This window comes from Nonomuraea sp. NPDC005730, assembly GCF_040630865.1.
In the GTDB taxonomy this organism is placed as follows: Bacteria; Actinomycetota; Actinomycetes; order Streptosporangiales; family Streptosporangiaceae; genus Nonomuraea.
The window spans coordinates 299,225-321,304 of the sequence record NZ_JBEXYK010000004.1; the positions used below are offsets into that span (position 1 = coordinate 299,225).

Consider the following 22,080-nt stretch of genomic DNA (forward strand, 5'->3'; position numbering starts at 1 on the left):
CGGCTACTGCGAGGTCGTGTCGCGGCGGTAGGTGTAGAGGATGAGTCCTTCGTGGAATCTGCCCAGCTTGTCGTACAGTGCGCGGGCCTGGGCGTCTTCCAGGGTGTTCCAGTAGAGGCTCGGGTAGCCGTGGTCCTCGGCGTCGCGGGCCACCCACTCGATCACCGCCGTCGCGATGCCCCGCCGCCGGTACTCGGCGTCCACGAACAGGTCCGCCATGTAGCACCTCCCGGCGTACCAGACGCTGGCGTGGAACAGGTAGTGCGCGATGCCCACCATTTCGCCGTCCAGGCGGGCGGTGATCCCGCGGGTCTGCTCGTCGTCGATCAGGCGCCGCCAGGTCCGTTCGTAGGCGTCGTCGTCGCGTTGTGTGTCGAAGTAGGCGTCCTGACCGCGGGCCAGCACTTCCCAGCGGGCGCGGTCGGGTTCGGTCAGTAAGTTGATCTCCAGCATGGCGCCATCCTGCCGCAGGCCGACGGTCAGCGATCGCGGACGAGGGCGAGCATCTCCTCCACCGAACCGGCCGGATCGGTGATCGGGAACTGCACGGCCCGGACGACCGCGTCGGGGTCGACCAGCAGGGTGAGGCGCTTGAAACGGTCGACGCCGGCCGTGCGGAAGGTCGGCAGCAGCAGCCCGGCGGCGAGCCTGTCGTTCTGGTCGGACAGCAGGGGAAAGGGCAGTTTCGCGTGCGTGACGAACGCGGCCAGCTGGTCGGGGCGCTGGGTGCTCACGCCTCGGATCGTGGCGCCCGCCGCCGCGAAGTCGGCGAACCGTGACGCGTAGGTGAGAGCCTCCAGGGTGCAGCCCCTCGTCCCCGGGATGTCGCCCCAGCCGGGCGGGTAGTCCTGGGCGCCCGGGGCGAACGCGCCGGGGAAGAAGTAGAGCACCGTCCAGACGCCCGGCGCGTTGGGCGCGACCAGCTCGCCGTCATGTCGTTCCAGCACGACGTCGGGGAGCTTCCGGTCGACCAGCTCGTGCACGCGACGGCTCTCGGCGGAGCCGTGCTCGCTGGTCGCGGTCAGGGCGCCGTCGCCCATCACGTGCCTTACGCCCCAGTCCTGGAGGGCGATCAGTGCCGGCAGCAGACCTTCGCCCTTCGCCGTCAGCACGTAGTCGTGGCGCGGGGGGCGGGTGGAGTAGGGCCGCCGTTCGAGCACGCCGTGTTCGACCAGGTTGGCCAGGCGTTCGGCCAGGGCCCGGCGGCTGACGCCGAGCTCGCGCTGCAGGCCGTCGAAGCGGGTGGTGCCGCCCGCGATGTCGCGTACCACCAGGAACGTCCACCAGTCGCCGATCACGCCGAGCGCTTGCGCGATGCCGCAGTCGGAGTCGGGGAGATCGGCGCGCTTCACGCACTCCAGTATAGTGCGTTCCAGTTTGGAACTTACTAGGTGAGGAGCGCGGGGATGGAGTTCGACAGCGGAGGTGGGGCGGCCGTCTTCTGGCGGTGGTGGACGGCCGGCACGACCAGCGCGGTCGGCTCGGCGGTCGGCGCGGTGGCGTTACCGCTGACGGCCCTGACGGTGCTCGACGCCTCCGCGTTCGAGATGGGCGTGATCGCCGCCGCCGCTTACGTCGCCTGGATCGTGATCGGCCTGCCCGCCGGGGTGATCGTGCAGCGGCTCCCGATGCGAAGGGTGCAGGTCGTCGCCGACCTGGTGCGCGCGGCGGCGGTCGTCTCCATCCCGCTGGCCTGGTGGCTGGACGAGCTGACCATCGCCCAGCTGGTGATCGTGGCCCTCGTGACCAGCTTCGCGAACGTGCTCTTCGACGTCGCCAACTCGACCTTCCTGCCGTCGATCGTGAGCAAGGAGCAGCTGCAGTCCCGCAACAGCCTGACCTCCGGCACCCACGCCACCACCCAGCTCGGCGGGCCGTCGGTCGGCGGCCTCGTCGTCCAGGTGCTCGGGGCGGTGCCCACCCTCCTCGTGGACGCGGTCAGCTACCTCGTCTCGGCCCTGCTGCTGCGGACCCTGCCCGACCGCCGCCCCGAGACCCCCGACCGCTGGCCGCCGATGCGCGAGATGATCCGCGAAGGCTGGCGGTTCGTCGTGCGTCACCCGGTCATGGGCCCGTGCATGTGGGCCGCCACCGCGGTGAACGCGGTCTGCGGGGCGCAGCACGCGCTCTATGCGCTCTACCTGGTACGCGAGCTGCATGCCGAGCCCGGCCTCGTCGGCCTGCTGCTGGCGGTGGAGGGCGTCGGCACGCTGATCGGCGCGGCGTCGACGAGCCGGCTCACGTCCAGGTTCGGCACCGCCCGTACGCTGGTCGGCGCGGGCTTCGTCGCGGTGGCCGGGGCGCTCGTCATCCCGCTCGGCTACGGCTGGCAGGGCTTCGCCGCGTTCGCCGTCGGCAACGTGGTGTTCGCCGCCGGGGTCGTGGTGCTCAGCGTGGTGACCCGGACGTACCGGCAGCTCGCCAGCCCGCCCGAGCTGCTGTCCCGGGTGATGGCCACGGTCCGCTTCGTCTCCTGGGGCGCGATCCCGGTCGGCGGGCTGGTCGCCGGGGTGATCGCCGGGCTGCTCGGCGCCCGGGCGACCCTGTTGACCTTCGTCGTCGCGGCCGTCTGCGTGCCGCTGGTCCTGCTGGCCTCACCGGTCCGGCGCCTGCGCGACCTCACCGACCATCAGGGGAGCGAGGAGACCCCCGGCTCGCATGGTGTCCCGATCACATGATGATTCGCGGAAGTGGCGGTGACGTCATGGCGATCTTGCGGCGACAGGATCACAGCCATGAAGCGCATCCCCCTCTTCCTCTCCACCGTCGCGCTGCTGACCCTGGTCGCCACGCCGGCCCAGGCCGCCGCACTGCGCCCGATCGTCGTGCAGCCGTACGGCGACCTCACCGAGGGCGTCACCGTCGCGCCGGACGGCACGATATACGTCGGCCTGCTGACCAAGGGCGAGATCAGGAAGGTCGACAGCACCGGCACCGACAGCCTGCTGGCCGCCCTGCCCATCGGCGAAGGCAAGCTGAACGGCCTGGCCACCGACCGCCACGGCAACGTCTACGCCGCCCTCAACTCCGGTGAGGCCGCCACCAACGGCATCTGGCGGATCACCTCCTACGGCGAGGCCAAGCTCTACGCCGCGCTGCCGATCGGCTTCGCCAACGGCCTCGCCTTCGGCCCCGACCACGCGCTCTACGTCACCGACACCACGAACAGCGTCGTCTACCGCGTGGCCGACGGCAAGGCGGCGGTCTGGGCCAAGTCGTCCCTGCTGGTCGGCTCGGACGGCACCGGGGCGAACGGCATCGCCTGGCGTTCGGGCGCGTTCTACGTGGCCGTGTCCGACGAAGGGCAGATCGTCCGCATCCCGTACGGCAAGGGCGGCAAGGCGGGCGTGCCGACCGTGTACGTCAAGGACGCCAAGCTGGCCGGCGCCGACGGCGTGGCCTTCGACGTGCGCGGACAGCTCTACGTGCCGAGCTACACGGGTAACACCCTCAGCATCGTCCGCACCGGCGGCGGCGTGGAGGTGCTGGCCGACAAGCTGGACAGCCCGGCCAGCCTGGCCTTCGACGGCAAGGCGCTCTACTTCGTCAACATCGGCGGCAACGGCGCGCCCAGCCTGATGAAGACCAAGGTCAAGCTTCCCGGCCAGCCGCTGCTGCGCGGCTGACCCCGCTCCCGCCGCCTGCGGTCGGCGGGCCGATCAGGCCGAGGAACGCCGCGGCCGCCGCGGACGGGTGGGCGCCCCAGATCAGGTGCTCCACCCGGGCCGGGGCGTCGCGGAGGCGGACGAGGCCGAGGTTCGGGAAGCGGGGGGCGTACCCGGCGGGGAGCAGGCCCACGCCGAGGCCGTGCCGGACCAGGTCGACCATGAACTCGGCGGAGGTGACCTCGAAGGCGACCTCGCGGTGGACGCCGGCCGCCGCGAACGCCACGTCCGACTGGATGCGCCCGGCGTGACCGGCGCGGAAGTCGATGAACGGCTCGTCGGCGAGGCCGCGCAGGTCGCTCTCGCCACCCGCGAGAGGGTGGTCCGGCGCGACGACGGCGACCAGCTCGCCCCTGGCCAGCGGGCGGCTCTGGACGGCCTTCGGCTCCGCGCGGGTCGGCAGGCCGAGGAAGGCGACGTCGGTCTCGCCCCGCCGGACGCGTTCGATCAGGTCTTCGCTGCCGGCGGAGACCAGCGTGATGCGCACCCGCGGGTGCCGGCGGCGGAACTCCTTCAGCACGACCGGCAGGTCCACGGCGGAGACCGTGGGGATCGAGCCGACGGCGAGCCGCCCACGGATCTCCCCGCTGGCCGCGGCGACCTCGGTCCGCACCCGGTCGGCGGCCTCCAGGCAGTCGCGGGCCGCGGGCAGGAACGCCTCCCCGGCGGTGGTCAGCCGTACGCGGCGGCTGGTGCGCTCGAACAGCCGGGCGCCCAGCTCCCGTTCCAGGGCGGCGATCTGGTGGCTGAGCGCCGACTGCACGACCCGGCAGCGCTCGGCGGCCCGGGTGAAGTTGCTGGTCTCGGCGACGGCGAGGACATACCGCAGCTGTTGAAGCTCCATAGATCCATCGTGCCGCACGATCGATCGTGATGAAAACTATGTGTTGGACTCATCGATGGAGTCTCGGCAGGCTTGTCCCCATGACGCAAACTCTTTCTCCGCAGGCGACACGCTCCGCCTTCCGGGCGTGGGCCGGGGTCGCCGCGATCACGGCCAGCCTTTTCGTCTTCCTCACGACCGAGTTGATGCCGGTAGGGCTGCTGACCCCGCTCAGCGAGGACCTGGGCATCTCCGTGGGCGCGGCCGGATTGATGGTGACGTTGCAGGGCGTGTCGGCCGGGCTGGGCGTGCCGTTCATCGTGGCGTGGTCGAGGCGGGTCAACCGGCGGGTGCTGTTGTCGGTCCTCCTGGCGGTGCTGGCCGTGGGCAACCTGGTGACCGGCATCGCGCCGAGCTACACGGTGATCTTGGGGACGCGGCTGCTGCTGGGCTTCGCCAGCGGCGTGTTCTGGGCCATCGGCGTGAGCATGGCGATGCGGCTGGTCGAGGAGCGGCACGCCAACCGGGCCGCGGCCATCGTGATGTCCGGCATCTCGATCGCCACCGTGGTCGGCATCCCGCTCGGCACCTTCCTGGAGAGCCTCACCGACTGGCGCACCACGTTCCTCATCTGGAGCGGGCTGAGCGCGCTGGTGTTCCTGGCGGTCGCCGGCACGATCCCGTCGCTGCCGTCGGCGAACGCCGTCTCGGTCCGCGAGGTGTTCGGGCTCCCGCTGCGGAACCTGCCGCTGCGCCTGGTGCTGTTCACGGTGGTGCTGTTCGTGCTCGGCCACTTCGGGGCCTACACCTTCGTCCGGCCCTTCATGGAGGCCAACGCGGGCGCCTCGCCGCTGCTGGTGACCGGGGTGCTGATGGTGTTCGGGGTCGCCGGCGCGATCGGCAACTTCGTCGCCGGGCACACCGTGAGCCGGAGCCTGCGGGGCAGCTTCGTCGTCGGCGCCGCGGGGCTCGTGACCGCCATGCTGCTGCTGCTCGCGATCGGCGACAGCGCCACGGGGGCGATCGTGGCGCTGGTCGTCTGGGGGCTGTCGTTCGGCGTGGTGCAGCTCGCCCAGGTCAACATGACGCTCGCCGCCGCGCCGGAGACCTTCGAGGCGGCCATGTCGCTCAACACGATGGCGTACAACACCTCGATCGCGCTCGGCGCGCTCTTCGGCGGGCTGTTCGCCGACAACGTCGGGGTGACCAGCGTCGTGTGGTTCGGCGTGGCGCTGACCGCGGGCTCGCTGCTGCTCAACCTCGCCACCGGCCGGCGGACCTCGCGGTCCGTCCAGCCGGTCGCGTGAAGGGCGGGGACGCCCGCCTCACGGCAGTCGCCGCGCGGCGGTCGCCTCCCACGTCCGCAGGTACGATTCCGCGCCGCTCGCCAGGTCACGGACGATGTCCTGACCGGCGAGCAGGCGCATGTCCTCGATCCAGTCGGGGACCAGGCCGTAGTTGGCCACGCCGTCGACGTTGACGTCCCAGACCCGCTGCCCGGTGCGCTGGCGGTCGAGGCGCACACTCCCGTCGAAGGACGCGAACGGGTACGTCACCGGGTTCGCGGCGTTGCCCGCGCGCGGGGCGGGCAGGCGGCCCATGCCGTTGACGTCCAGGCCGTAGCCGTAACCCACGTTGTACTGCTGCCGCAGCGGCGCGGTGCGCCGCCACTCCGCGACGAAGTCCGTGGAGTTGTGGCCGTACTGGGTGATCATGCCGCCGAGGGCGTAGATCCGGCTGAAGAAGCCCGGGTCGGCCCAGCTGTGGGAGGAGATCACGCCGGGGTGGCGGGCCGCCTCCAGCAGACCGAGTGTCTGGGCCGCGGCCTTCACGCTCATGTGGTCGATCTCCACCATCATGCCGCGCCGGATCAGGCCCTGGACCATGTACGTGCCGAGCGAGGTCAGCCCCCGGGTGTTGCAGTGGGGCGCCGGCGGGTACAGCGGCAGCGAGACGCCCGGCGGCAGCAGTCGCGCGATCTGGTCGGGCAGCACGCCGGCCGGGTCGATGGTGTTGTCGTGCTCCGGGCCCGTGCAGGTGCGGGCCTGCCAGAACGAGCCGGTGGACAGCAGGTTGCCGACGTTGACGATCGCGCCCTGGGTGCCGGAGTCGAAGCGCACGCCGCACAGCGCGTTGTCGTACTTGTGGCAGACGAACATGCTGCGCACGCCGAGCGCGTACATCTCGTCCAGGCCCCGGTCGATCTGGGACTTCGTGCACTGCGGGATGCCGAAAATCTGCCGGCAGCCGAACGGCTCCGACGTCTCGATCCCGAGGACGACGGCCAGCTTGCCGGCCGCGGCCACGTTCCTGGCCTCGGCGGGATCGTCGACGATGCGGAACCAGCCGCGTCCGGGGCCGCCCGACTCGGCGTCGATGTGGTCCTGCAACTCGCGGGCCCGCTGGGCCTGCAGGCGGATGGACGTCATCTCGTCGCAGGAGTACTTCCTCAGCGGGTAGATCGCGCACAGCTGCCGGTTGGCCACCAGGTCGTTGACCAGTACCCGGAGCCCGCCGCGCCACGCGCGCTCGACCCAGGTGTAGTACGCCTGCTGGTGGGTCAGCGAGTCGTTGGCCGGCCAGTCGCGGAAGGTGGGCCAGCCCACCGGGTCGTGGGTGCCGGTGGGCTTGCCGGTCCTGGTGAAGTTCTCGTACCAGGCCAGCTCGCCGTTCGGGTAGTGGTCGGGGCAGTCGGCCAGCGCCTCCTCGATGCCGTCGGGGTCGAACGGCTTGCCGCACATGAGCATGCCGCCGAACGTCTCGTACGAGAACAGGTGGCTGTGGCCGTCCACGAAGCCGCTCACGGCGGCGGCGGCGTGCGCGGCGGCGGTCGGGACGGACGGCGCGACCAGCGCGCCGGTCAGGAGAAGGACGGCTGCGGCCGCCCGGCGGATGAGACGGTGGAACACGGGACCACCTCCCAGGCTGCGGTACCGGGGTCGCCGCAAGCATCCACCGCCGGAAGGGTCCCGGCAAGACCGAACATGAGCTGATCTCATCTAAATCCGCGACCGAAATGTCAGGCGCCCACGTCCTCGGCCAGGCGGCCGGCGGAAGGGGCGTCCACGTGCGCGACCCGAACGGCCACGGCTACGAGTTCCGCACGGCCGATCCATGAGTTTTCCGCATGGGAGCCGTTGAACCCGGCCCGCGCGGGCCGGCGTACACCCTGACGACGACCACCGAGCCGGAGGACGGCGATGGACAGTCAGGGATGGGGTGGCGGGCTGGCCCTTCGGCCGCGCGACTACCTGGGGATGGGTGAGCCGCTGGCCGACGTGGTCGCGGCGGCGGGGCCGTACGAGGGGGAGGCACTGCACCGGCTCGCGCTGGGCACCGCCGCCACCATGGCCAGGCTGCATCTGACCGGGATCGCGGGGCTGCGGCTCGGGCCGCACAACGTGCTGGTCGGGCCGCTCGGCGAGGCGTCGTTCGCGCCCGGCCCGAGGAGCAGCGACCTCCCGCCGGCCGACGTGCGCGAGTGGGCCGACGTGATCGTCTTCGCCGCCGCCGGGCACACCGGGGGCGGCGACGACCTCGACCGGTTGCCGCCCGCGCTGCGCGGCCTGGTCGACCGGTGCCGGCGGCCGGATCCGGCCGCCCGGCCGACGGCGATCGAGCTGGTGCGCGTCCTGCTCGGGCACGCGGCCTCCGCCCGGCACGCCTCGGTGCGCGACCTGCTGCGCGAGGCCGAGGCATGGGCCGGTCCGCACGAGCCGGCACGTCCTGAGGCACGTCCTGAGGCACGTCCGGAGGCACGGCCGCGAGCGGCGGGCCGGCACGGGCGTGCGTCATCGGGTGAATGATCAGCTGTTTATCGCTGAAACAACAGGTGGGGTGATTGATGCAAATCCCGTATCTTGTTCCTCGCCCGTGACTAGGGCAATAATTCAATATCAGTAGTTATCCGGGCGACATTTCATGATGTACGCAGCGCGAGGAGTCGCCGCGTGAATCATCGTGTGACCGACGAGGCCATGGTGCGGGCCCTGTACCGCGAATACGGGTCCCCGCTGATGGCCTTCGCCGTGCGGCTGACGGGCGGCGACCGGCGCTGGGCGGAGGACGTCGTCCAGGAGACGCTGGTACGCGCCTGGCGCAACCTCGGGGACCTGCGGACCGACAACGGCTCGTTGATGCCCTGGCTGGCCACCGTGGCCCGCCGGGTCGTGATCGACGACCGGCGCCGGGCCGGCACGCGCCCCCTCGACACCGTGGAGGAGGTCCCGGAACGGGCGAACGCCGTGGCCGCCGAGGACGACCGCCTGCTGCGCGAGATCGTGGTGACCGACGCCATGCTGTCGTTGTCGCCGGCGCACCGCCAGGTGCTCACGGAGACCTTCCTGCGCGATCGCACACTGCAGGAGGCCGCGGAGACGATCGGCGTGCCCGTGGGCACGGTGAAGTCCCGCGTGTACTACGCGATGCGGGCGTTACGCATCGCACTGGAGGAAAGGGGGGTGGGGCTCCCGTGAACGAAGTGCACCACGAGGACGTGGCGGCGTACGCGCTGGGCCTGCTGGACGACGACGAGCGCAACGCCTTCGAACGCCACCTGCACGGCTGCCCGAGCTGCGCCGGCGAGGTCGGCGCGTTCGCGGCCATGGGGGAGCTGATGCGCGACGTCGATCCCGACGACCTGCGCGCCGGGCCGCCGGAGTCCACGCTGGACTCCCCGGTCGAGTCGCTGCTGGTGCGCCGGGCCGCCGTGGAGCGCCGCCGCCGCACCCTCCACCGGGGGCTCATGTCGGCCGCCGCGTGCTTCCTCGTCGCGACCGGCGTCTTCCTCGCCGTCAACGCGGCGACCTCGGGCCCCAACCCCGACAGCGTGCACAGCCCCGCCCGCGCCCTGCTCATGACCGGCCGCACCTACCCGGTCAACGACCCCGCGACCGGCGTGTCCGGTGTGGTGGGCGTCGAGGACAAGGGCTGGGGAACCCACGTGGCGCTGGAGCTCAAGGGCGTCAAGGGGCCGCTGAAGTGCCGGCTGGTGGCCTTCGGCGACGACGGCCGCTCGGAGACCGTGGCGAGCTGGGGCGTGCCCGACAAGGGGTACGGCGTCCCGGGCGCCCCCGACCCCATGCTGCTGCACGGCGGCACCAGCCTGACCCAGGACGACCTCAACCACTTCACCATCGAGACCCTGGACGGCCGCATCCTCGCGACCGTGCAGGTGTGACCGCCTACCATCGAGCGATGCGCATCGACCTGCACAGCCACAGCACCGCCTCCGACGGCACGCAGCCGCCGGCCGACGTGGTGCGCCGCGCCCGCGAGCGCGGCCTCGACGTGCTCGCGCTGACCGACCACGACACCGTCGCCGGGCACCGCGCGGCCGTCGAGGCGCTGCCCGAGGGCCTGACGCTGGTGCCGGGCATGGAGCTGTCGTGCCGGCGGGCCGGGCAGAGCATCCACCTGCTCGCCTACCTCTTCGACCCCGCCGACCCCGAGCTGCTGGCCGAGTGCGAACGCATCCGCCGGGCCCGCGAGGAACGCGGCAGGCTGACCGTCGAACGGCTGGTCGAGCTGGGCGTGCCGATCACCTGGGAGCACGTGTCCGCGGTGGCCGGCGACAGCCCGGTCGGACGGCCGCACATCGCCCGCGCCATGGTCGCCGCGGGGGCCGTGGCCGCGCCCGAGGAGGCGTTCACGCCCGAGTGGATCGGCGCGGGCGGCCGCGCGCACGTCACCCGCTACGCCCTCGACCCCGTACGCGCGGTCCGCCTCGTGCGGTCGGCCGGCGGGGTGCCCGTGCTGGCCCATCCGAAGGCGGTCAGGCGCGGCGAGGCGGTGCCCGACGAGTGGATCGCCGAGCTGGCCGCGGCCGGGCTCTTCGGCGTGGAGGCCGACCACCTCGACCACGACGACGAGGCCCGCGCCCACCTGCGCCGCCTCGCCGCCGGGCTCGGCCTGGAGGTGACCGGGTCGAGCGACGACCACGGCGAGCTGACCGGCCACCGCCTGGGCTGCGAGACCACCGACCCCGAGGTCTACGCGCACCTGCTCGCCGAGGCGAAGGGCGCCGCACCGATCACGACCCGCTGAACAGGCCGGCACCGATCACGACCCGCTGAACAGGCCGGCACCGATCACGGCGCGCTGAACAGGCCGGCGGAACCGGTCACGGCGCGTTGAAGTACGTGGTGAACCAGTCGCGGGCGTGTTCGGCGACGCGCTCCAGCGCGCCCGGCTCCTCGAACAGGTGGGTGGCGCCGGGCACGACGGTCAGGCGATGTTCGGCGCTCAGGTGCCGCTGCGCCTCCTCGTTCAGGTCGATCACGATCGGGTCCCGGCCGCCGACGATGAGCAGGGTGGGCGCGCGGACCGCGGCCAGCCGTTTCCCGGCCAGGTCGGGCCGCCCGCCGCGGGAGACGATCGCCGCGATCCGGTTGTCCGGCTCGGCCGCCGCCCACAGTGCCGCCGCCGCGCCCGTGCTCGCGCCGAAGTAGCCGATCGGCAGCCCCGCCGCCTCCTCGTGCCCGCGCAGCTCCTCCGTACGCTCCAGCAGCCGTCCGGCCAGCAGCCCGATGTCGAACACGTTGGCCCGGTCGGCCTCCTCCTCGGGCGTGAGCAGGTCGAACAGCAGTGTCCCCAGGCCGGCCTTGTTCAGCACCTCTGCCACGTACCGGTTGCGCGGGCTGTGCCGGCCGCTGCCGCTGCCATGCGCGAACACCACCACCCCCCGGGCGGCGTCAGGGACGACCAGGTCGCCGGTCATGCTTCACCTCCGACGGGCGCGCTGCCCCGCTGCGCCACAATCTTGCCGCTACCCAGGCACGGCGACCTCTATCCACCACTCGAATGGGCATTGACCTGGGAGTATGGACAAAGAGCCGGGGCGCAAGCAGCAGAGCGCCGGCGCGCCGCTCGGGCGGATCTTCTCGGGCGCGGCGGCCGGGCTCGCGCGCCTGCGCGCCCAGGGGTTCCGGGGGTGGCTGGGGACCGAGCGGGAGGCGTTCACCCAGACCGTCAAGGTGACGCTGGCCTGCGTGTTCGGGTGGTGGCTCGCCACGTTCGCGCTGAAGGTGCCGCTGCCCGTGCTGGTGCCGATCGGGGTGCTGCTCACGGTCTCGGCGACCGCCTACAGCACGGTCGTCCGCGGGTTCCAGCAGGTCGGGGCGGTCGTGGTCGGGGTGGCGGCGGCGTCGGGGCTGATCTGGCTGATGGGCGTCAACGCGCTGACGCTGGGCGTGCTGGTGGCGGCCGGGCTCGTGCTGACCCGGCTGCTCAACCTGCCGGCCCAGAACGTGCAGATCCCGATCACCGCCCTGCTGGTGCTCTCGCTCGGCCGCACGTACGGCTTCGCGCGCCTGGCCGACGTGCTGCTCGGCGCGGCCATCGGCATCGCGGCGAACCTGCTCATCCTGCCGCCGCGCTTCGTCGAGCACGCCGCCAGGGAGCTGTGCGACATGTCGTCCGAGCTGGCCGACCTGGCCCAGGACATGGCCGACGGGCTGAGCGGCCACTGGACCGAGGACATGGCCCGCGACTGGCTCGACCGCGCCCGCGAGCTGTCCCAGCGCCTGGAGGAGACCAAGGACACCGCCGACCAGGCGGCCGAGTCCCTGCGCCTGACCTTCCGCCGGCGCCGCCGCTACGACCGGCGCCTGCGCCAGTCGGCCGAGGCCGCGACCTGTCTCGACCACGCCGGGCACCAGCTCAGGAGCATCGCGCGGGGGCTGGTGGACCTGGTCGCCGGCGCCCGCGGCCTGCCCGGCGAGAAGGCCGCCGACCTGCCCGAACCCCTGGCCGGCGAGCTGCGCGCGTTGTCGCGCATCTTCCGCGACTTCGGCCTGATCCAGGTGGGCAAGGCCGCGTCCAGGGACATGGCGGACCTGTGCGCGGCCCTGCGCGAGGGCGAGCACCAGCAGCGCCACCTGGCCGCCGAGCTGGCCGGCTCCCCGCCCAAGGGCCCCCTGTGGCCCCTGTACGGCGCCCTGCTCGACGACTGCGCCAGGATCCGCCACGAGTTCGACCCCGACACCGGCCCCCATCGGTCCGCCTTCCCCTGACCCCGCCCGCCGCGCCCCCGTTCAGGCCAGGAGCAGCGCGGTGACGAACTGGAGCAGGTGCCAGGCCACGTACGCGGCCAGTGAGCAGAACGCCCACTCCTTGCTCCTGCTCACCCGCGCCACCCAGACCAGCACCTCCACCGGTTCGGACCGCGGCCTGACCGCCCGTACCGCGAAGTAGGCGGCCATCAGCCAGGCCGCCCCCGACGCGGTGAGCAGCCCGACGGACAGGGCGAGCAGCACCCCCGGCCCCGCCGGCGGGTCACCCGGCGAGAGCTGACGGCTCCAGGCGGCCAGCACCCCGGCCAGCAGGCCGAGCGTGACCCGCCGGTCCCTGCGCGCCTGTCGCTTGAGTGACTGCAGGTCTCGACGCATATGGTTCTTGAGCATCCGGATCACCTCCGTGTCGTTGGCTGGTGACACCAGCCAACGAGAAGGCGCGGAGAAGATCTGCGACCTCACTTCCGAGATTTCCCGACTTTTAGCGGTATTTCAGGAGAGCTCCCGCAGCTCCTGCGCCGCCCGCCGGCCCTCGAAGACGTCCCCGACGTCGTCCAGCGTGCGTACGGCCTCGGCCAGATGGGCCACCGCCGCCTCGCGGTCCCCGAGCCTGGCGGTGATCAGGCCGAGCGCCCTCAGCGCGCATCCCAGGTCGCGCCGCGTCCCGCACTCCAGGTGCACGTCCCTGGCCTGCTTGGCGTGGACCAGGGCCTCCTCCGCCCGGTCCAGGTCGAGCAGCACCATGGCCAGCGTCGTGAGCGCCGCCCCCCACCGGTCCTTGGTGCCGGTCTCGTTCTGCAGCTCGGCGGTCTGCCTGGCGTACTCCAGGGCCGCCGCGGGCTCGCCGCCCGTGTGCAGCGCCTGTGCGATCGACAGCAGCGCGCTGGCCCGGTTGTCGCCCGTCTCCTCCCTGAGCGCCAGCGAGGCCCGCGCCGCCCGCAGCGCCTGCTCGTGCCACCCCAGCGACAGGTACGTGTACGCCAGCGTCTCCTGCACGTCGGCCTCGGCCCGCCGGTTGCCCAGTCCCTGGACCAGGTCCAGCGCCTCCAGCGCGTACACGAAGGCCACCTGGGGCAGGCCCTGGCGGCGGCGCACCCGGGCCAGCCGGTTGAGCATGCGGGCCTCGACGGGCTCGTCGCGGATCACCCGGCTGATGCCGAGCGCCTGGTTCAGGTAGTCGTCGGCGCGCAGGTAGTCCGACAGCCGCCAGTGCACCAGCCCGATGTCGCCGAGCGTCTCGGCCTTGCCCTGCTCGTGGTGGAGCTCGACCTGCACCGCCAGCGCCTGCTCGTAGCAGGCCAGCGCCTCGTCGTAGCGCGAGCCGTTGCGCGCGATGCGGCCCAGCGCGCACAACGCCCGTCCGCAGCCGTGCTGGTCGCCGGTGGCCGTGTACCCGGCCAGGGCGCGTTCGGCGTCGCGGCGGGCGTCCTGCTGCAGCCGGAGCCGGTCGTAGATCTCGGCCAGGCAGAGCAGCGTCTCGGCCTCGGCGTGCTCGTCGCCCAGCTCGTGGCAGATCGACAACGCCTCCAGGCCCTCCGACAACGCCGCGTCCGGCTCGCCCAGGCTCTGCCGCACCCGGGCCGAGACGATCAGGCTCTGCGCGGTGCCCCTGCGGTCGCCCAGCTCCTCCCGTACGCGCAGCGCCTGGCCGGCGTACCGCAGCGCCAGGTCGTGCCGTTCCCGTGACAGGTGCAGCAGGGCGAGCGTGTGCAGGCAGGTGGCCACGCCGGCCAGGTCGCCGATCTCCTGGTACACCTCCAGCGCCTCGCCCGCGCGGCGCAGCGCCGCGTCCCTGTTGCCCGCGATGCCGTGCACCTCGGCCAGGTCGTTGAGCGCGCGGGCCAGCCCCGCGCGGTCGCCCAGCGAGGTGAAGTCGGCCAGCGCCTCGCCGATGAACCTGGCCGCCAGCGTGGAGGGCCCGATGTCGCGGTGGATCGAGCCGAGGTGGCTGCGCATGAGCGCGACGGCCCGCCGGTTGCCCACCTGGATGGCCGAGGTCAGCCCGGCCTGCTGCACCTCCAGGTTGTTCTCGTAGTACCGCAGCCTCCTGAACGGCTCGAACACCGCCTCGGCGAGCTGCCAGGCCATCCCGTACGCCCCGCTCTCCTCGGCCAGCCGCACCGCCGAGACCAGCGACCGCCGTTCGGCCTCGAACCACTCGCGCGGCGTGCCCGGACCGGTCGCGACCGCCAGGTAGTGGTCGAGCAGCCGCACCCTGGCCTCGCGCACCCCCGCCTCGGCGTGCCGGCCCAGCTCCCTGGCCTGCCACTTGACCAGGTCGTGCACCCGGTACCGCGACCCGGGCAGCGGCTCGACCAGGTACGCCCGGTGCAGCCCCTCCACCGCCGCCACCGCCTCGCCCACCGGCACGCCCAGCGCCGCCGCCAGCACCTCCGGCGCGAAGTCCCTCCCGGGCAGCAGCCCGACGTGCCGGAAGGCCCGCCGCTGCGCGGGGCCCAGCGACTCGTACGCCAGGTCCAGCGCCGACCTGAACGCCTCCTCCGGGTCCCCGGCCAGCGGCCGGTCCGGCGTACGCAGCTCCGCCGCCCGCGACCGCACGCTCAGCCCCGGATCCTCGGCCAGCTTGGCCGCCGAGATCCGTAACGCGTACGGATGGTACGAGCACACCCGGGCCAGCTCGGCCAGCGCGTCCCGGTCCGCGGCCCGCGGCGAGCCCTCGCCGAGCACCGACACCAGCAGCGCCACCGCGTTGCCCGGGTCGAGCACCGACAGGTCCATGAGGTCGGCGTGCCCGGTGGCGCGCAGCGGCGCCATCCGTGTCCTGCTGGTCACCAGCACCACGCAGTCCTTGCCGCCGGGCAGCAGCGCCCGCACCTGGGCCGGGTCGGCCGCGTTGTCCAGGACGAGCAGCAGCCTGCGCCCGGCGATCCTGCTGCGGTAGAGCAGCATCAGCTCGGCCTCGTCGGAGGCCGGCATGTGCTCGCCGACGCCGAGCGAACGCAGGATCTGCCCGAGCGCCTCGGCCGAGCTCATCGGCGGCTGGGTCGGCGACTGGCCGCGCAGGTCGATCATGATCTGGCCGTCGGGGAACCGGTCGGCGTGCAGGTGCCCCCAATGCGTCACCAGCGCGGTCTTGCCCACGCCGGTCAGACCTTGCACGACCATGGTGTTCGTCCGCCGCGGCCGGTCCAGCCAGGCCGTGAGCAGGTCGAGGCTCTGCTGGCGGCCGGTGAAGTCGGGCACGCCGGCGGGCAGCTGGCGCGGCTTCGGCAGCTCGCCGACCGGCAGCGGCCCGGCCTGCGCGCCCGGCCGCGTGAGGAACGGCGTCACCCGGCCGCGCCACGGCTCGGACAGGTGCTCCCAGGCCCCCGCGGCCTCGCGCAGCGCCACCGGGTCGGCGATCCGCAGCCGCCGGTACCCCGGCCGCACCAGCAGGCCGCGCCTGACCCACTGCGTGAGCTGCCGCTGCACGACGTCGGGCGCGCTGCCCACGAGGTCGGCCAGCGTCTCCATGGACAGCGGCGGCGCGGCGGGGGAGGCCAGCTCGTACCGCTCGTCCAGGTGCAGCAGCCACACGGCCAGCCGGGCGGCGACCGGGGCCCGGGCCAGCGCCTCGTGCCTGCGGGCCGCCAGGTTCCTGGCGAACAGCTCCTGGACGAGCGCGGTCGCCACGGCCGGGCCCGCCGAGGCGTGCTCGCGTAACCGCCGCAGGTCGATGGGCCAGGCCCGGACCTCGGTCAGGGCGTCCACCTTGACGCGCTCTCCCGGGCTCCAGAAGGCCAGCTCGCCCACCAGGTCGCCGGGGCCGCGCAGGTCGTGCACGACCTCCCGGTCGCCGCCGGGGACGTGCTCGCGGGCGTACCCGTGGTCGATCAGGTGGACGCGGTTGACCGGCCGGACCGGCGAGCAGATCAGCTCGCCGCGGCGGAAGAGGCGGGGGCTCGCGCCCTCGTCCACGAGTGACCTGAACAGACCCACGCCGCCACCACCACCAATCTGGGGACGGCGGTGTCCTCGACATGACAGGTTGGAAACAGACCCAACGACAAAGTGTCACATCAGGCGAACACGGGTCAACGGATCACACGTGCGCCGAATCGCTGCGATCGGGCACGAACCGGTAGCCGACGTTGCGGACGGTCCCGATCAGCGACTCGTTCTCGGTGCCGAGCTTGGCGCGCAGCCGCCGGACGTGCACGTCGACCGTCCTGGTGCCGCCGAAGTAGTCGTAGCCCCAGACCTCCTGCAGGAGCTGGGCGCGGGTGAAGACCCGGCCGGGATGCTGGGCCAGGTACTTCAGCAGCTCGAACTCCTTGAACGTCAGGTCGAGCACGTTCCCGCGCAGCCGCGCGGTGTAGGTGGCCTCGTCGATCGACAGGTCGCCGCTGCGGATCTCGTCGGGGACGTCCTCGGCGGCGGTCTGCGACCTGCGCCCGGTCGCCATGCGCAGCCGCGCCTCCACCTCGGCGGGCCCGGCGGTCTCCAGCAGCACGTCGTCGACCCCCCACTCGGCGGTCATCGCGGCCAGGCCGCCCTCGGTCACCACCACCAGCAGCGGGCAGTCGATGCCCGTGGTGCGGATCAACCGGCACAGGCTCTTGGCCTGGACGAGCTCCTTGCGCGCGTCGACGACGACGGCGTCGGCGGGCGGCGTGTCGATGAGCGCCGACGCCTCGGCCGGCGAGACCCGGACGGAGTGGAGCAGCAACCCCAGCGCCGGCAGCACCTCGGAGGACGGCTCGAGGGCGTTGGTCAGCAGCAGCAGGTTGCTCATCACGGCCTCCTCTAACACACAAGGACCCGGAGGCGACGTCGCCCAGGTCCTGTAGGCGAGGATATCCCACGGCTTGGTCGCGTCCATTGCGCGTCCACCAGGTGAACAGCGGGCCCTTTGCAACAACCGCGTCAAGGGCGTCGCACAATGGAGCGAAGGCGATTGTGAGGCAACGCATGGCCACAGGAAAAGTACGTTATTGGGCGGCGGCCAAGGAAGCCGCCGGAGTTGCGGAGGAGCCGTTCGAAGCGGCGACTCTTGACGAACTGATGACCAAAATCACAGCGAACCGGGCCGAGCTCGCCCGGGTGGTCGGCCGTTCGTCGTTCCTTGTCGACGGCGCCCCCGTGGGCCGGCGCGCCCACGACACGGTGGTGCTCGGCGAGGGCGTCACGGTGGAGGTGCTGCCGCCCTTCGCCGGCGGGTGATCGACGGCTCCGGCGGGGAAGGAGACCGCCGGATCGATAGGCTCGAACCCCCGCCGACGACAGGGAGCCCCATGCGCAAGCTGATCATCTTTCTGATCGTGCTGGTCGTCCTCTTCGTCGTCGTCGACCGTGTCGCCGTGGCCGGGGTGGAGCGTGACCTGTCCAACCGGATCGCCGCCGCCACCGACCTCAGTGGCACCCCCAAGGTGACGATCGAGGGCATCCCGTTTCTCACTCAGGCCGTCTCGGGGCACTATCCCGAGGTACGGTTCGATCTCGGCACCCTCACCTACGGAGGCGTGCCGGTGAAGAACCTGCGCGGCGTCGCCTACGACGTGACCGCCCCGCTGTCCGACGTGCTGCAGAACCGTGCCGACGTCCGGGCCGGGCGCGTCACCGTGAGCGGCGTGCTCACCCGGGCCACGATCGACAAGTACGCGCCCCGGGGCATCAAGATCAGCGGCAACGGGCGGCGGCTCGTGGCGTCGGGAGAGGTGACGGTGGGGGTGCAGAAGGTGCAGTTCACCGCAGAGATGCGGGTCGACGTGGCCGACGGGGCCATCAGGCTCCAGGCGGAGAAGATCCAGGGCGTGCCCGACCAGCTCGCCCGTTTCGTCACCTACACGATCCCGTTCAAGGGCGGGCTGCCCTTCGACGTGAAGATCACCGGGGTCAAGAGCGTGGCCGACGGATTGGAGTTCTCGGCCGAAGCGTCTGACGTGCCGATCCGTGGATGAGCCTGAACCGCTGCGGCCCCCCGTACGTGATGAGGGCGTGAGCGCAGCAGGCACCGCGGACGAGGAACTCGTACGCACCCTCTTCGACGAGCACGCCGGGCCACTCTACGGGTACGTGCTGCGACTCACCGGTGATTCCGGACGTGCGGAGGACGTGGTGCAGGAGACGCTGTTGCGGGCCTGGCGGCACCCCGACGCCCTCTCCGGCCGTCCCATCCGGGCCTGGCTGTTCACGGTGGCGCGTAACCTCGTGGTCGACCAGCACCGGGCCAAGAAGGCCAGGCCGCAGGAGACCGGCGACGAGGCCCTCGCGGTCCTGCCGGCCGACGACGAGCTGGAACGGGCGGTCGAGTCGTGGGCCGTGGCCGAGGCGCTGGCCGCGCTGCGGCCCGAGCACCGCGAGGTGCTGCTGGAGGTCTACTACCGGGGGCGATCGGTGAAGGAGGCGTCGGCGACGCTGGGCATTCCGCCGGGCACGGTCAAGTCGCGCACCTACTACGCGCTGCGCGCGCTCAAGCTGGCGCTCGAAGAGCGGGGGCTGGCGCCGTGATGACCTGCGAAGAAGTGCGCATCGCCATGGGCGCGCACGCCTTGGGCGCGCTCGAACCCGACGAGGCGCTGGAGATCGACAACCACCTGGCCACCTGCGAGACCTGCGGCGCCGAGCTGCTCGAACTCGAAGGCGTCGCCGCCTTCCTCGGCAAGGTGTCCGAGCGCGACGTCGAGCTGGTGGCCAGTCCGCCGCGCCAGGTGCTCGACCGGCTGCTCAACGCCCGCGCCCGGCGCCACCGGCGCGGCCGGCTCATGCTGGCCGTGGCCGCCTCCGTCGCGGTGATCGCCGTCGGCGGCACGGTCTGGACCGTCACCCGGCAGGACGTCGGGCAGCAGACCGCGGCCGCGCCCGCGGCCGCCCCCCAGTCCTCGGCGGCCGGGAAGTCGCCCGAGACGGAGGGCTTCGTCGCCAGCGACGCCGCGCCCGACGCCCAGCTCAGGAAGGCCCTCCCGACGCCGAGCGCGATGCCCACGACGCCCCTGAGCACCACCGGCGACGGCCGGGCGTTCAAGGGCGAGAACGCGGCCAAGGACTACTACGCCACGGTCTACGCCCTGCCCGGCGACGGGCGCACCGAGCTGCTGGTGACCGTGCGGAACGTGCCGGTCGGCACCGCCTGCAGCCTGGCCGTCTACGACGACAGGGGGCGGCGCGAGGTCGTCGGGAGCTGGACCGTCAGCCGCGAGACCTACCGCAAGGAGACCGTCTTCCAGATGGCGACGCCGGTGCTCATGCGGCGCATCGACCGCTTCGAGGTCGTCGACCGGCGGGGACGCGTCCTGGTGAACGTCCCCGGCCCGGCCAGGAAGTAATCGCGGCCGCCCGTGGTTGGCACCTGAGGTGACGGGTCTGTGGATCGCGCTGGCGACGCTGGCGCTCGGCACGGTGATCGGGGTGGTTCGTCTGCGCCGCGACGGACGGGTGCGCGCGGCGGCCGGGGAACGGCTGACCGCGGACATGCTGGGCGCCGCCATGGGCGAGCGGGCCACGCTGGTGCAGTTCTCGACCGCGTTCTGCCAGCCCTGCCGGGCGACCAGGCGGGTGCTGGCCGACGTGAGCGCGCTCGTGCCCGGGGTGGCGCACGTGGAGATCGACGCGGAGTCCCGGCTCGATCTGGTGCGGCGGTTCGACGTCATGCGCACGCCGACCGTATTTGTGCTGGATCCGTCAGGCAACGTGGTCAAAAAGGCCTCTGGCCAGCCACGGAAGGCCGACGTGCTGGCCGCGCTGGCGGTCGCGATCCCCTCCGGGGAGTCACGGCCGTCTCACGAACTGTCTCAGAACTCGGACGAGATGTGACAGATGGCGAGACGACGAGTAGGGTCGTCGCTATGAACCCGTCGACAGAGCTGCTCACGAAGCGGCGCGCGGTTGATTTCTGCCGCGTAGCCACCGCGCTCTGTCGCGCTGCCTGAGGACGGTCACCGCGGACATCTGGTCCGCCCCATTCGACCCCTTCAGGAGCATCCTGCGATGCGTGCTGATCCCAGAGCGCTGCGCTTCGGTGCGGCCGTCACCACCTTGGTCCTCGCTCTCGTCCTCGTGACGGGGAACGCGTGGCTGCTCGCCGTCCAGGCGGTGGTCTTCGCGCTGGGAGTCGCACGCCGCTCGCCGTACACGATGCTCTTCAAGGCGCTCGTCAGGAGCGCGCCGAAGGAGACCGAAGACGCCCGCCCGCCGCGGTTCGCGCAGGGGGTGGGGCTGCTCTTCGCGGTCGCGGGGCTGGCCGGGTTCGCCGCCGGGATCACACCGCTGGCCCTCGGGGCCACGGCCGCGGCTCTCCTCGCCGCCTTCCTCAACGCAGCCTTCGGATTCTGCCTCGGCTGCGAAACGTACCTGCTCACCCGCCGTCTACTGCCCGCCGCCAAAATGGAGGTTTCCCAATGAGCCGCTCCGCCGCCCTGGTGGACGCCGACTGGGTCGAGGCCAACCTCGACACCCCCAACGTCGTACTCGTCGAGGTCGACGAAGACGTCAGCGCCTATGACAAGGGCCACATCCGTGGCGCCGTGAAGGTCGACTGGCGGCAGGACCTGCAGGACCCGGTCCGCCGCGACTTCGTGGACAAGACCGGTTTCGAGGCCCTGCTGTCGGACCGCGGCATTTCCAACGATGACACCGTCGTGCTCTACGGCGGCAACAACAACTGGTTCGCGTCCTACGCGTACTGGTACTTCAAGCTCTACGGCCACCAGGACGTCAAGCTGCTCGACGGCGGGCGCAAGAAGTGGGAGCTCGACTCCCGCGAGCTGGTCCGCGACGTGCCCGAGCGCGCCAAGACCCAGTACGTCGCCCAGGAGCAGGACACCGCGATCCGCGCCTTCCGCGACGACGTGGTCTCCGCGATCGGCAAGCTCAACCTGGTCGACGTGCGCTCGCCCGACGAGTTCACCGGCAAGCTGCTCGCCCCGGCCCACCTCCCGCAGGAGCAGGCCCAGCGCGGCGGCCACGTGCCCACCGCCCGCAACATCCCGTGGTCCAAGGCCGCGAACGACGACGGCACCTTCAAGTCCGACGACGCGCTGCGCGCCCTCTACGGCGAGGCCGGCGTCGACTTCGGCAAGGACACCATCGCCTACTGCCGCATCGGCGAGCGCTCGGCGCACACGTGGTTCGTGCTGCACGAGCTCCTCGACCAGGGCAACGTGAAGAACTACGACGGTTCGTGGACGGAATACGGCTCGCTCGTGGGCGTGCCGATCGAGCTGGGGGAGGCCCGCTGATGACCACTGCACAGGGTTGCGGAGCGCCGGAGCAGACCATCGCGCTGCCGGCCGGGATCGATCTGACCAACCAGGCCGTCATCCAGGGCGTGGTGACGGGCGCCACCACCGCCTACGCGCGGCTGCTCGACCACTCCGGCGAGTTCACCGGTGAGGTCGTCGTCTCCGACGACGGCGTCTTCCGCTTCTTCGCCGCGCCCGGCGACTGGACCGTCCGCATCATCGCGGGCGGCGGCGTCACCCGCGACGTTCAGGTGGAGGCCAGGCTGGGTGAGGTCGCCCAGCTCGCGGTCGCCGTCTGAGCCCAGACAGCGCCGAGACGGGGCCCGTGTCCACACCGGACACGGGCCCCGTTCCCGTTCCGGGCGAGCGCAACGAAAACCGGCGCGGCGGTGTTGTAGAGG

At 72.2% G+C, this 22,080-nt stretch carries 24 protein-coding genes; 16 read left to right on the forward strand and 8 right to left on the reverse strand.

All coding sequences use genetic code 11. The features are described from left to right. Positions 1-3: 3 nt before the first annotated feature. Together ABZ444_RS08960 and ABZ444_RS08965 are read right to left on the reverse strand one after the other, a co-directional pair. Positions 4-453: a GNAT family N-acetyltransferase gene (locus ABZ444_RS08960; protein ID WP_357994459.1), complete on the reverse strand. Its 450-nt coding sequence runs from the start codon at positions 451-453 to the stop codon at positions 4-6. A 26-nt stretch (positions 454-479) separates the two neighbouring features. After that, positions 480-1,352 carry a winged helix-turn-helix transcriptional regulator gene (locus tag ABZ444_RS08965; RefSeq protein WP_357994460.1) on the reverse strand — a complete coding sequence of 291 codons (873 nt, stop codon included), beginning with the start codon at positions 1,350-1,352 and terminating at the stop codon, positions 480-482. A gap of 54 nt (positions 1,353-1,406) precedes the next feature. Here ABZ444_RS08965 and ABZ444_RS08970 point away from each other — a divergent pair, with 54 nt between their 5' ends. Then, a complete protein-coding gene (locus ABZ444_RS08970; protein ID WP_357994461.1) occupies positions 1,407-2,678 on the forward strand; it encodes an MFS transporter in 1,272 nt (423 codons plus the stop codon). Positions 2,679-2,735: 57 nt separating this feature from the next. Continuing rightward, positions 2,736-3,626: a hypothetical protein gene (locus tag ABZ444_RS08975; RefSeq protein ID WP_357994462.1), complete on the forward strand. Its 891-nt coding sequence runs from the start codon at positions 2,736-2,738 to the stop codon at positions 3,624-3,626. Here ABZ444_RS08975 and ABZ444_RS08980 read toward each other — a convergent pair. Beyond that, entirely contained in the window at positions 3,592-4,509 is a 918-nt protein-coding gene (locus tag ABZ444_RS08980; protein ID WP_357994463.1) for a LysR family transcriptional regulator, read from the reverse strand. The two genes, ABZ444_RS08975 and ABZ444_RS08980, sit on opposite strands and share 35 nt — an antisense overlap. Positions 4,510-4,589: 80 nt before the next feature. Here ABZ444_RS08980 and ABZ444_RS08985 point away from each other — a divergent pair, with 80 nt between their 5' ends. Beyond that, positions 4,590-5,795, forward strand: coding sequence for an MFS transporter (locus ABZ444_RS08985; RefSeq protein ID WP_357994464.1), 1,206 nt, complete (start codon positions 4,590-4,592; stop codon positions 5,793-5,795). Between the two features lie 18 nt (positions 5,796-5,813). Here ABZ444_RS08985 and ABZ444_RS08990 read toward each other — a convergent pair whose 3' ends face one another. Then, entirely contained in the window at positions 5,814-7,397 is a 1,584-nt protein-coding gene (locus tag ABZ444_RS08990) for a Coagulation factor 5/8 type domain-containing protein (RefSeq protein WP_357994465.1), read from the reverse strand. A 291-nt stretch (positions 7,398-7,688) separates the two neighbouring features. On the opposite strand from ABZ444_RS08990, the gene ABZ444_RS08995 reads away from it, so the two are divergent. The 4 genes from ABZ444_RS08995 (at position 7,689) to ABZ444_RS09010 (ending at position 10,533) form a co-directional block, all read left to right on the forward strand. Then, on the forward strand, positions 7,689-8,294 hold the full coding sequence (locus ABZ444_RS08995) for a hypothetical protein (RefSeq protein ID WP_357994466.1): 606 nt from the start codon (positions 7,689-7,691) through the stop codon (positions 8,292-8,294). Between the two features lie 174 nt (positions 8,295-8,468). Further along, complete coding sequence (locus ABZ444_RS09000) at positions 8,469-8,963, forward strand: sigma-70 family RNA polymerase sigma factor (RefSeq protein ID WP_352355860.1); 495 nt, start codon at positions 8,469-8,471, stop codon at positions 8,961-8,963. Continuing rightward, positions 8,960-9,667, forward strand: coding sequence for a zf-HC2 domain-containing protein (locus tag ABZ444_RS09005; RefSeq protein WP_357994467.1), 708 nt, complete (start codon positions 8,960-8,962; stop codon positions 9,665-9,667). Before ABZ444_RS09000 ends, ABZ444_RS09005 begins: the two co-directional genes overlap by 4 nt. Positions 9,668-9,684: 17 nt before the next feature. Next, on the forward strand, positions 9,685-10,533 hold the full coding sequence (locus ABZ444_RS09010) for a PHP domain-containing protein (protein ID WP_357994468.1): 849 nt from the start codon (positions 9,685-9,687) through the stop codon (positions 10,531-10,533). Positions 10,534-10,609: 76 nt separating this feature from the next. Here the strand turns inward: ABZ444_RS09010 and ABZ444_RS09015 are convergent, their stop codons facing one another. Continuing rightward, the gene (locus ABZ444_RS09015; RefSeq protein ID WP_357994469.1) at positions 10,610-11,206 is read right to left on the reverse strand and encodes an alpha/beta hydrolase; all 597 of its coding nucleotides are present in this window, start codon (positions 11,204-11,206) and stop codon (positions 10,610-10,612) included. Positions 11,207-11,309: 103 nt separating this feature from the next. Between ABZ444_RS09015 and ABZ444_RS09020 the strand changes: the two genes are divergently transcribed. After that, positions 11,310-12,500: an aromatic acid exporter family protein gene (locus tag ABZ444_RS09020; RefSeq protein ID WP_357994470.1), complete on the forward strand. Its 1,191-nt coding sequence runs from the start codon at positions 11,310-11,312 to the stop codon at positions 12,498-12,500. A 21-nt stretch (positions 12,501-12,521) separates the two neighbouring features. On the opposite strand, the gene ABZ444_RS09025 is transcribed toward ABZ444_RS09020, so the two are convergent. The 3 genes from ABZ444_RS09025 to ABZ444_RS09035 form a co-directional block, all read right to left on the reverse strand. Then, positions 12,522-12,890, reverse strand: coding sequence for a hypothetical protein (locus ABZ444_RS09025; RefSeq protein ID WP_357967125.1), 369 nt, complete (start codon positions 12,888-12,890; stop codon positions 12,522-12,524). A gap of 102 nt (positions 12,891-12,992) precedes the next feature. After that, positions 12,993-16,439: a tetratricopeptide repeat protein gene (locus ABZ444_RS09030; RefSeq protein ID WP_357994471.1), complete on the reverse strand. Its 3,447-nt coding sequence runs from the start codon at positions 16,437-16,439 to the stop codon at positions 12,993-12,995. A gap of 103 nt (positions 16,440-16,542) precedes the next feature. After that, entirely contained in the window at positions 16,543-17,235 is a 693-nt protein-coding gene (locus ABZ444_RS09035; protein ID WP_357994472.1) for a response regulator transcription factor, read from the reverse strand. A 176-nt stretch (positions 17,236-17,411) separates the two neighbouring features. Between ABZ444_RS09035 and ABZ444_RS09040 the strand changes: the two genes are divergently transcribed. The 8 genes from ABZ444_RS09040 to ABZ444_RS09075 all read left to right on the forward strand — a co-directional run bounded on the left by ABZ444_RS09040 (position 17,412) and on the right by ABZ444_RS09075 (position 21,978). Then, complete coding sequence (locus ABZ444_RS09040; RefSeq protein WP_357994524.1) at positions 17,412-17,663, forward strand: MoaD/ThiS family protein; 252 nt, start codon at positions 17,412-17,414, stop codon at positions 17,661-17,663. Between the two features lie 71 nt (positions 17,664-17,734). Next, positions 17,735-18,400: a DUF2993 domain-containing protein gene (locus ABZ444_RS09045; protein ID WP_357994473.1), complete on the forward strand. Its 666-nt coding sequence runs from the start codon at positions 17,735-17,737 to the stop codon at positions 18,398-18,400. Positions 18,401-18,437: 37 nt separating this feature from the next. Continuing rightward, entirely contained in the window at positions 18,438-18,950 is a 513-nt protein-coding gene (locus tag ABZ444_RS09050; protein ID WP_125643242.1) for a sigma-70 family RNA polymerase sigma factor, read from the forward strand. Continuing rightward, positions 18,950-19,765 (forward strand): zf-HC2 domain-containing protein, encoded by an 816-nt coding sequence (locus tag ABZ444_RS09055; protein ID WP_357994474.1) that lies wholly within the window; start codon positions 18,950-18,952, stop codon positions 19,763-19,765. Before ABZ444_RS09050 ends, ABZ444_RS09055 begins: the two co-directional genes overlap by 1 nt. A 145-nt stretch (positions 19,766-19,910) precedes the next feature. Continuing rightward, positions 19,911-20,252: a thioredoxin family protein gene (locus ABZ444_RS09060; protein WP_352355858.1), complete on the forward strand. Its 342-nt coding sequence runs from the start codon at positions 19,911-19,913 to the stop codon at positions 20,250-20,252. A gap of 174 nt (positions 20,253-20,426) precedes the next feature. Then, a complete protein-coding gene (locus ABZ444_RS09065; RefSeq protein WP_357967139.1) occupies positions 20,427-20,840 on the forward strand; it encodes a DUF4395 domain-containing protein in 414 nt (137 codons plus the stop codon). Next, entirely contained in the window at positions 20,837-21,676 is an 840-nt protein-coding gene (locus ABZ444_RS09070) for a sulfurtransferase (RefSeq protein WP_357994475.1), read from the forward strand. Before ABZ444_RS09065 ends, ABZ444_RS09070 begins: the two co-directional genes overlap by 4 nt. Then, positions 21,676-21,978, forward strand: coding sequence for a DUF1416 domain-containing protein (locus ABZ444_RS09075; RefSeq protein ID WP_357994476.1), 303 nt, complete (start codon positions 21,676-21,678; stop codon positions 21,976-21,978). Before ABZ444_RS09070 ends, ABZ444_RS09075 begins: the two co-directional genes overlap by 1 nt. Positions 21,979-22,080 lie beyond the last annotated feature (102 nt).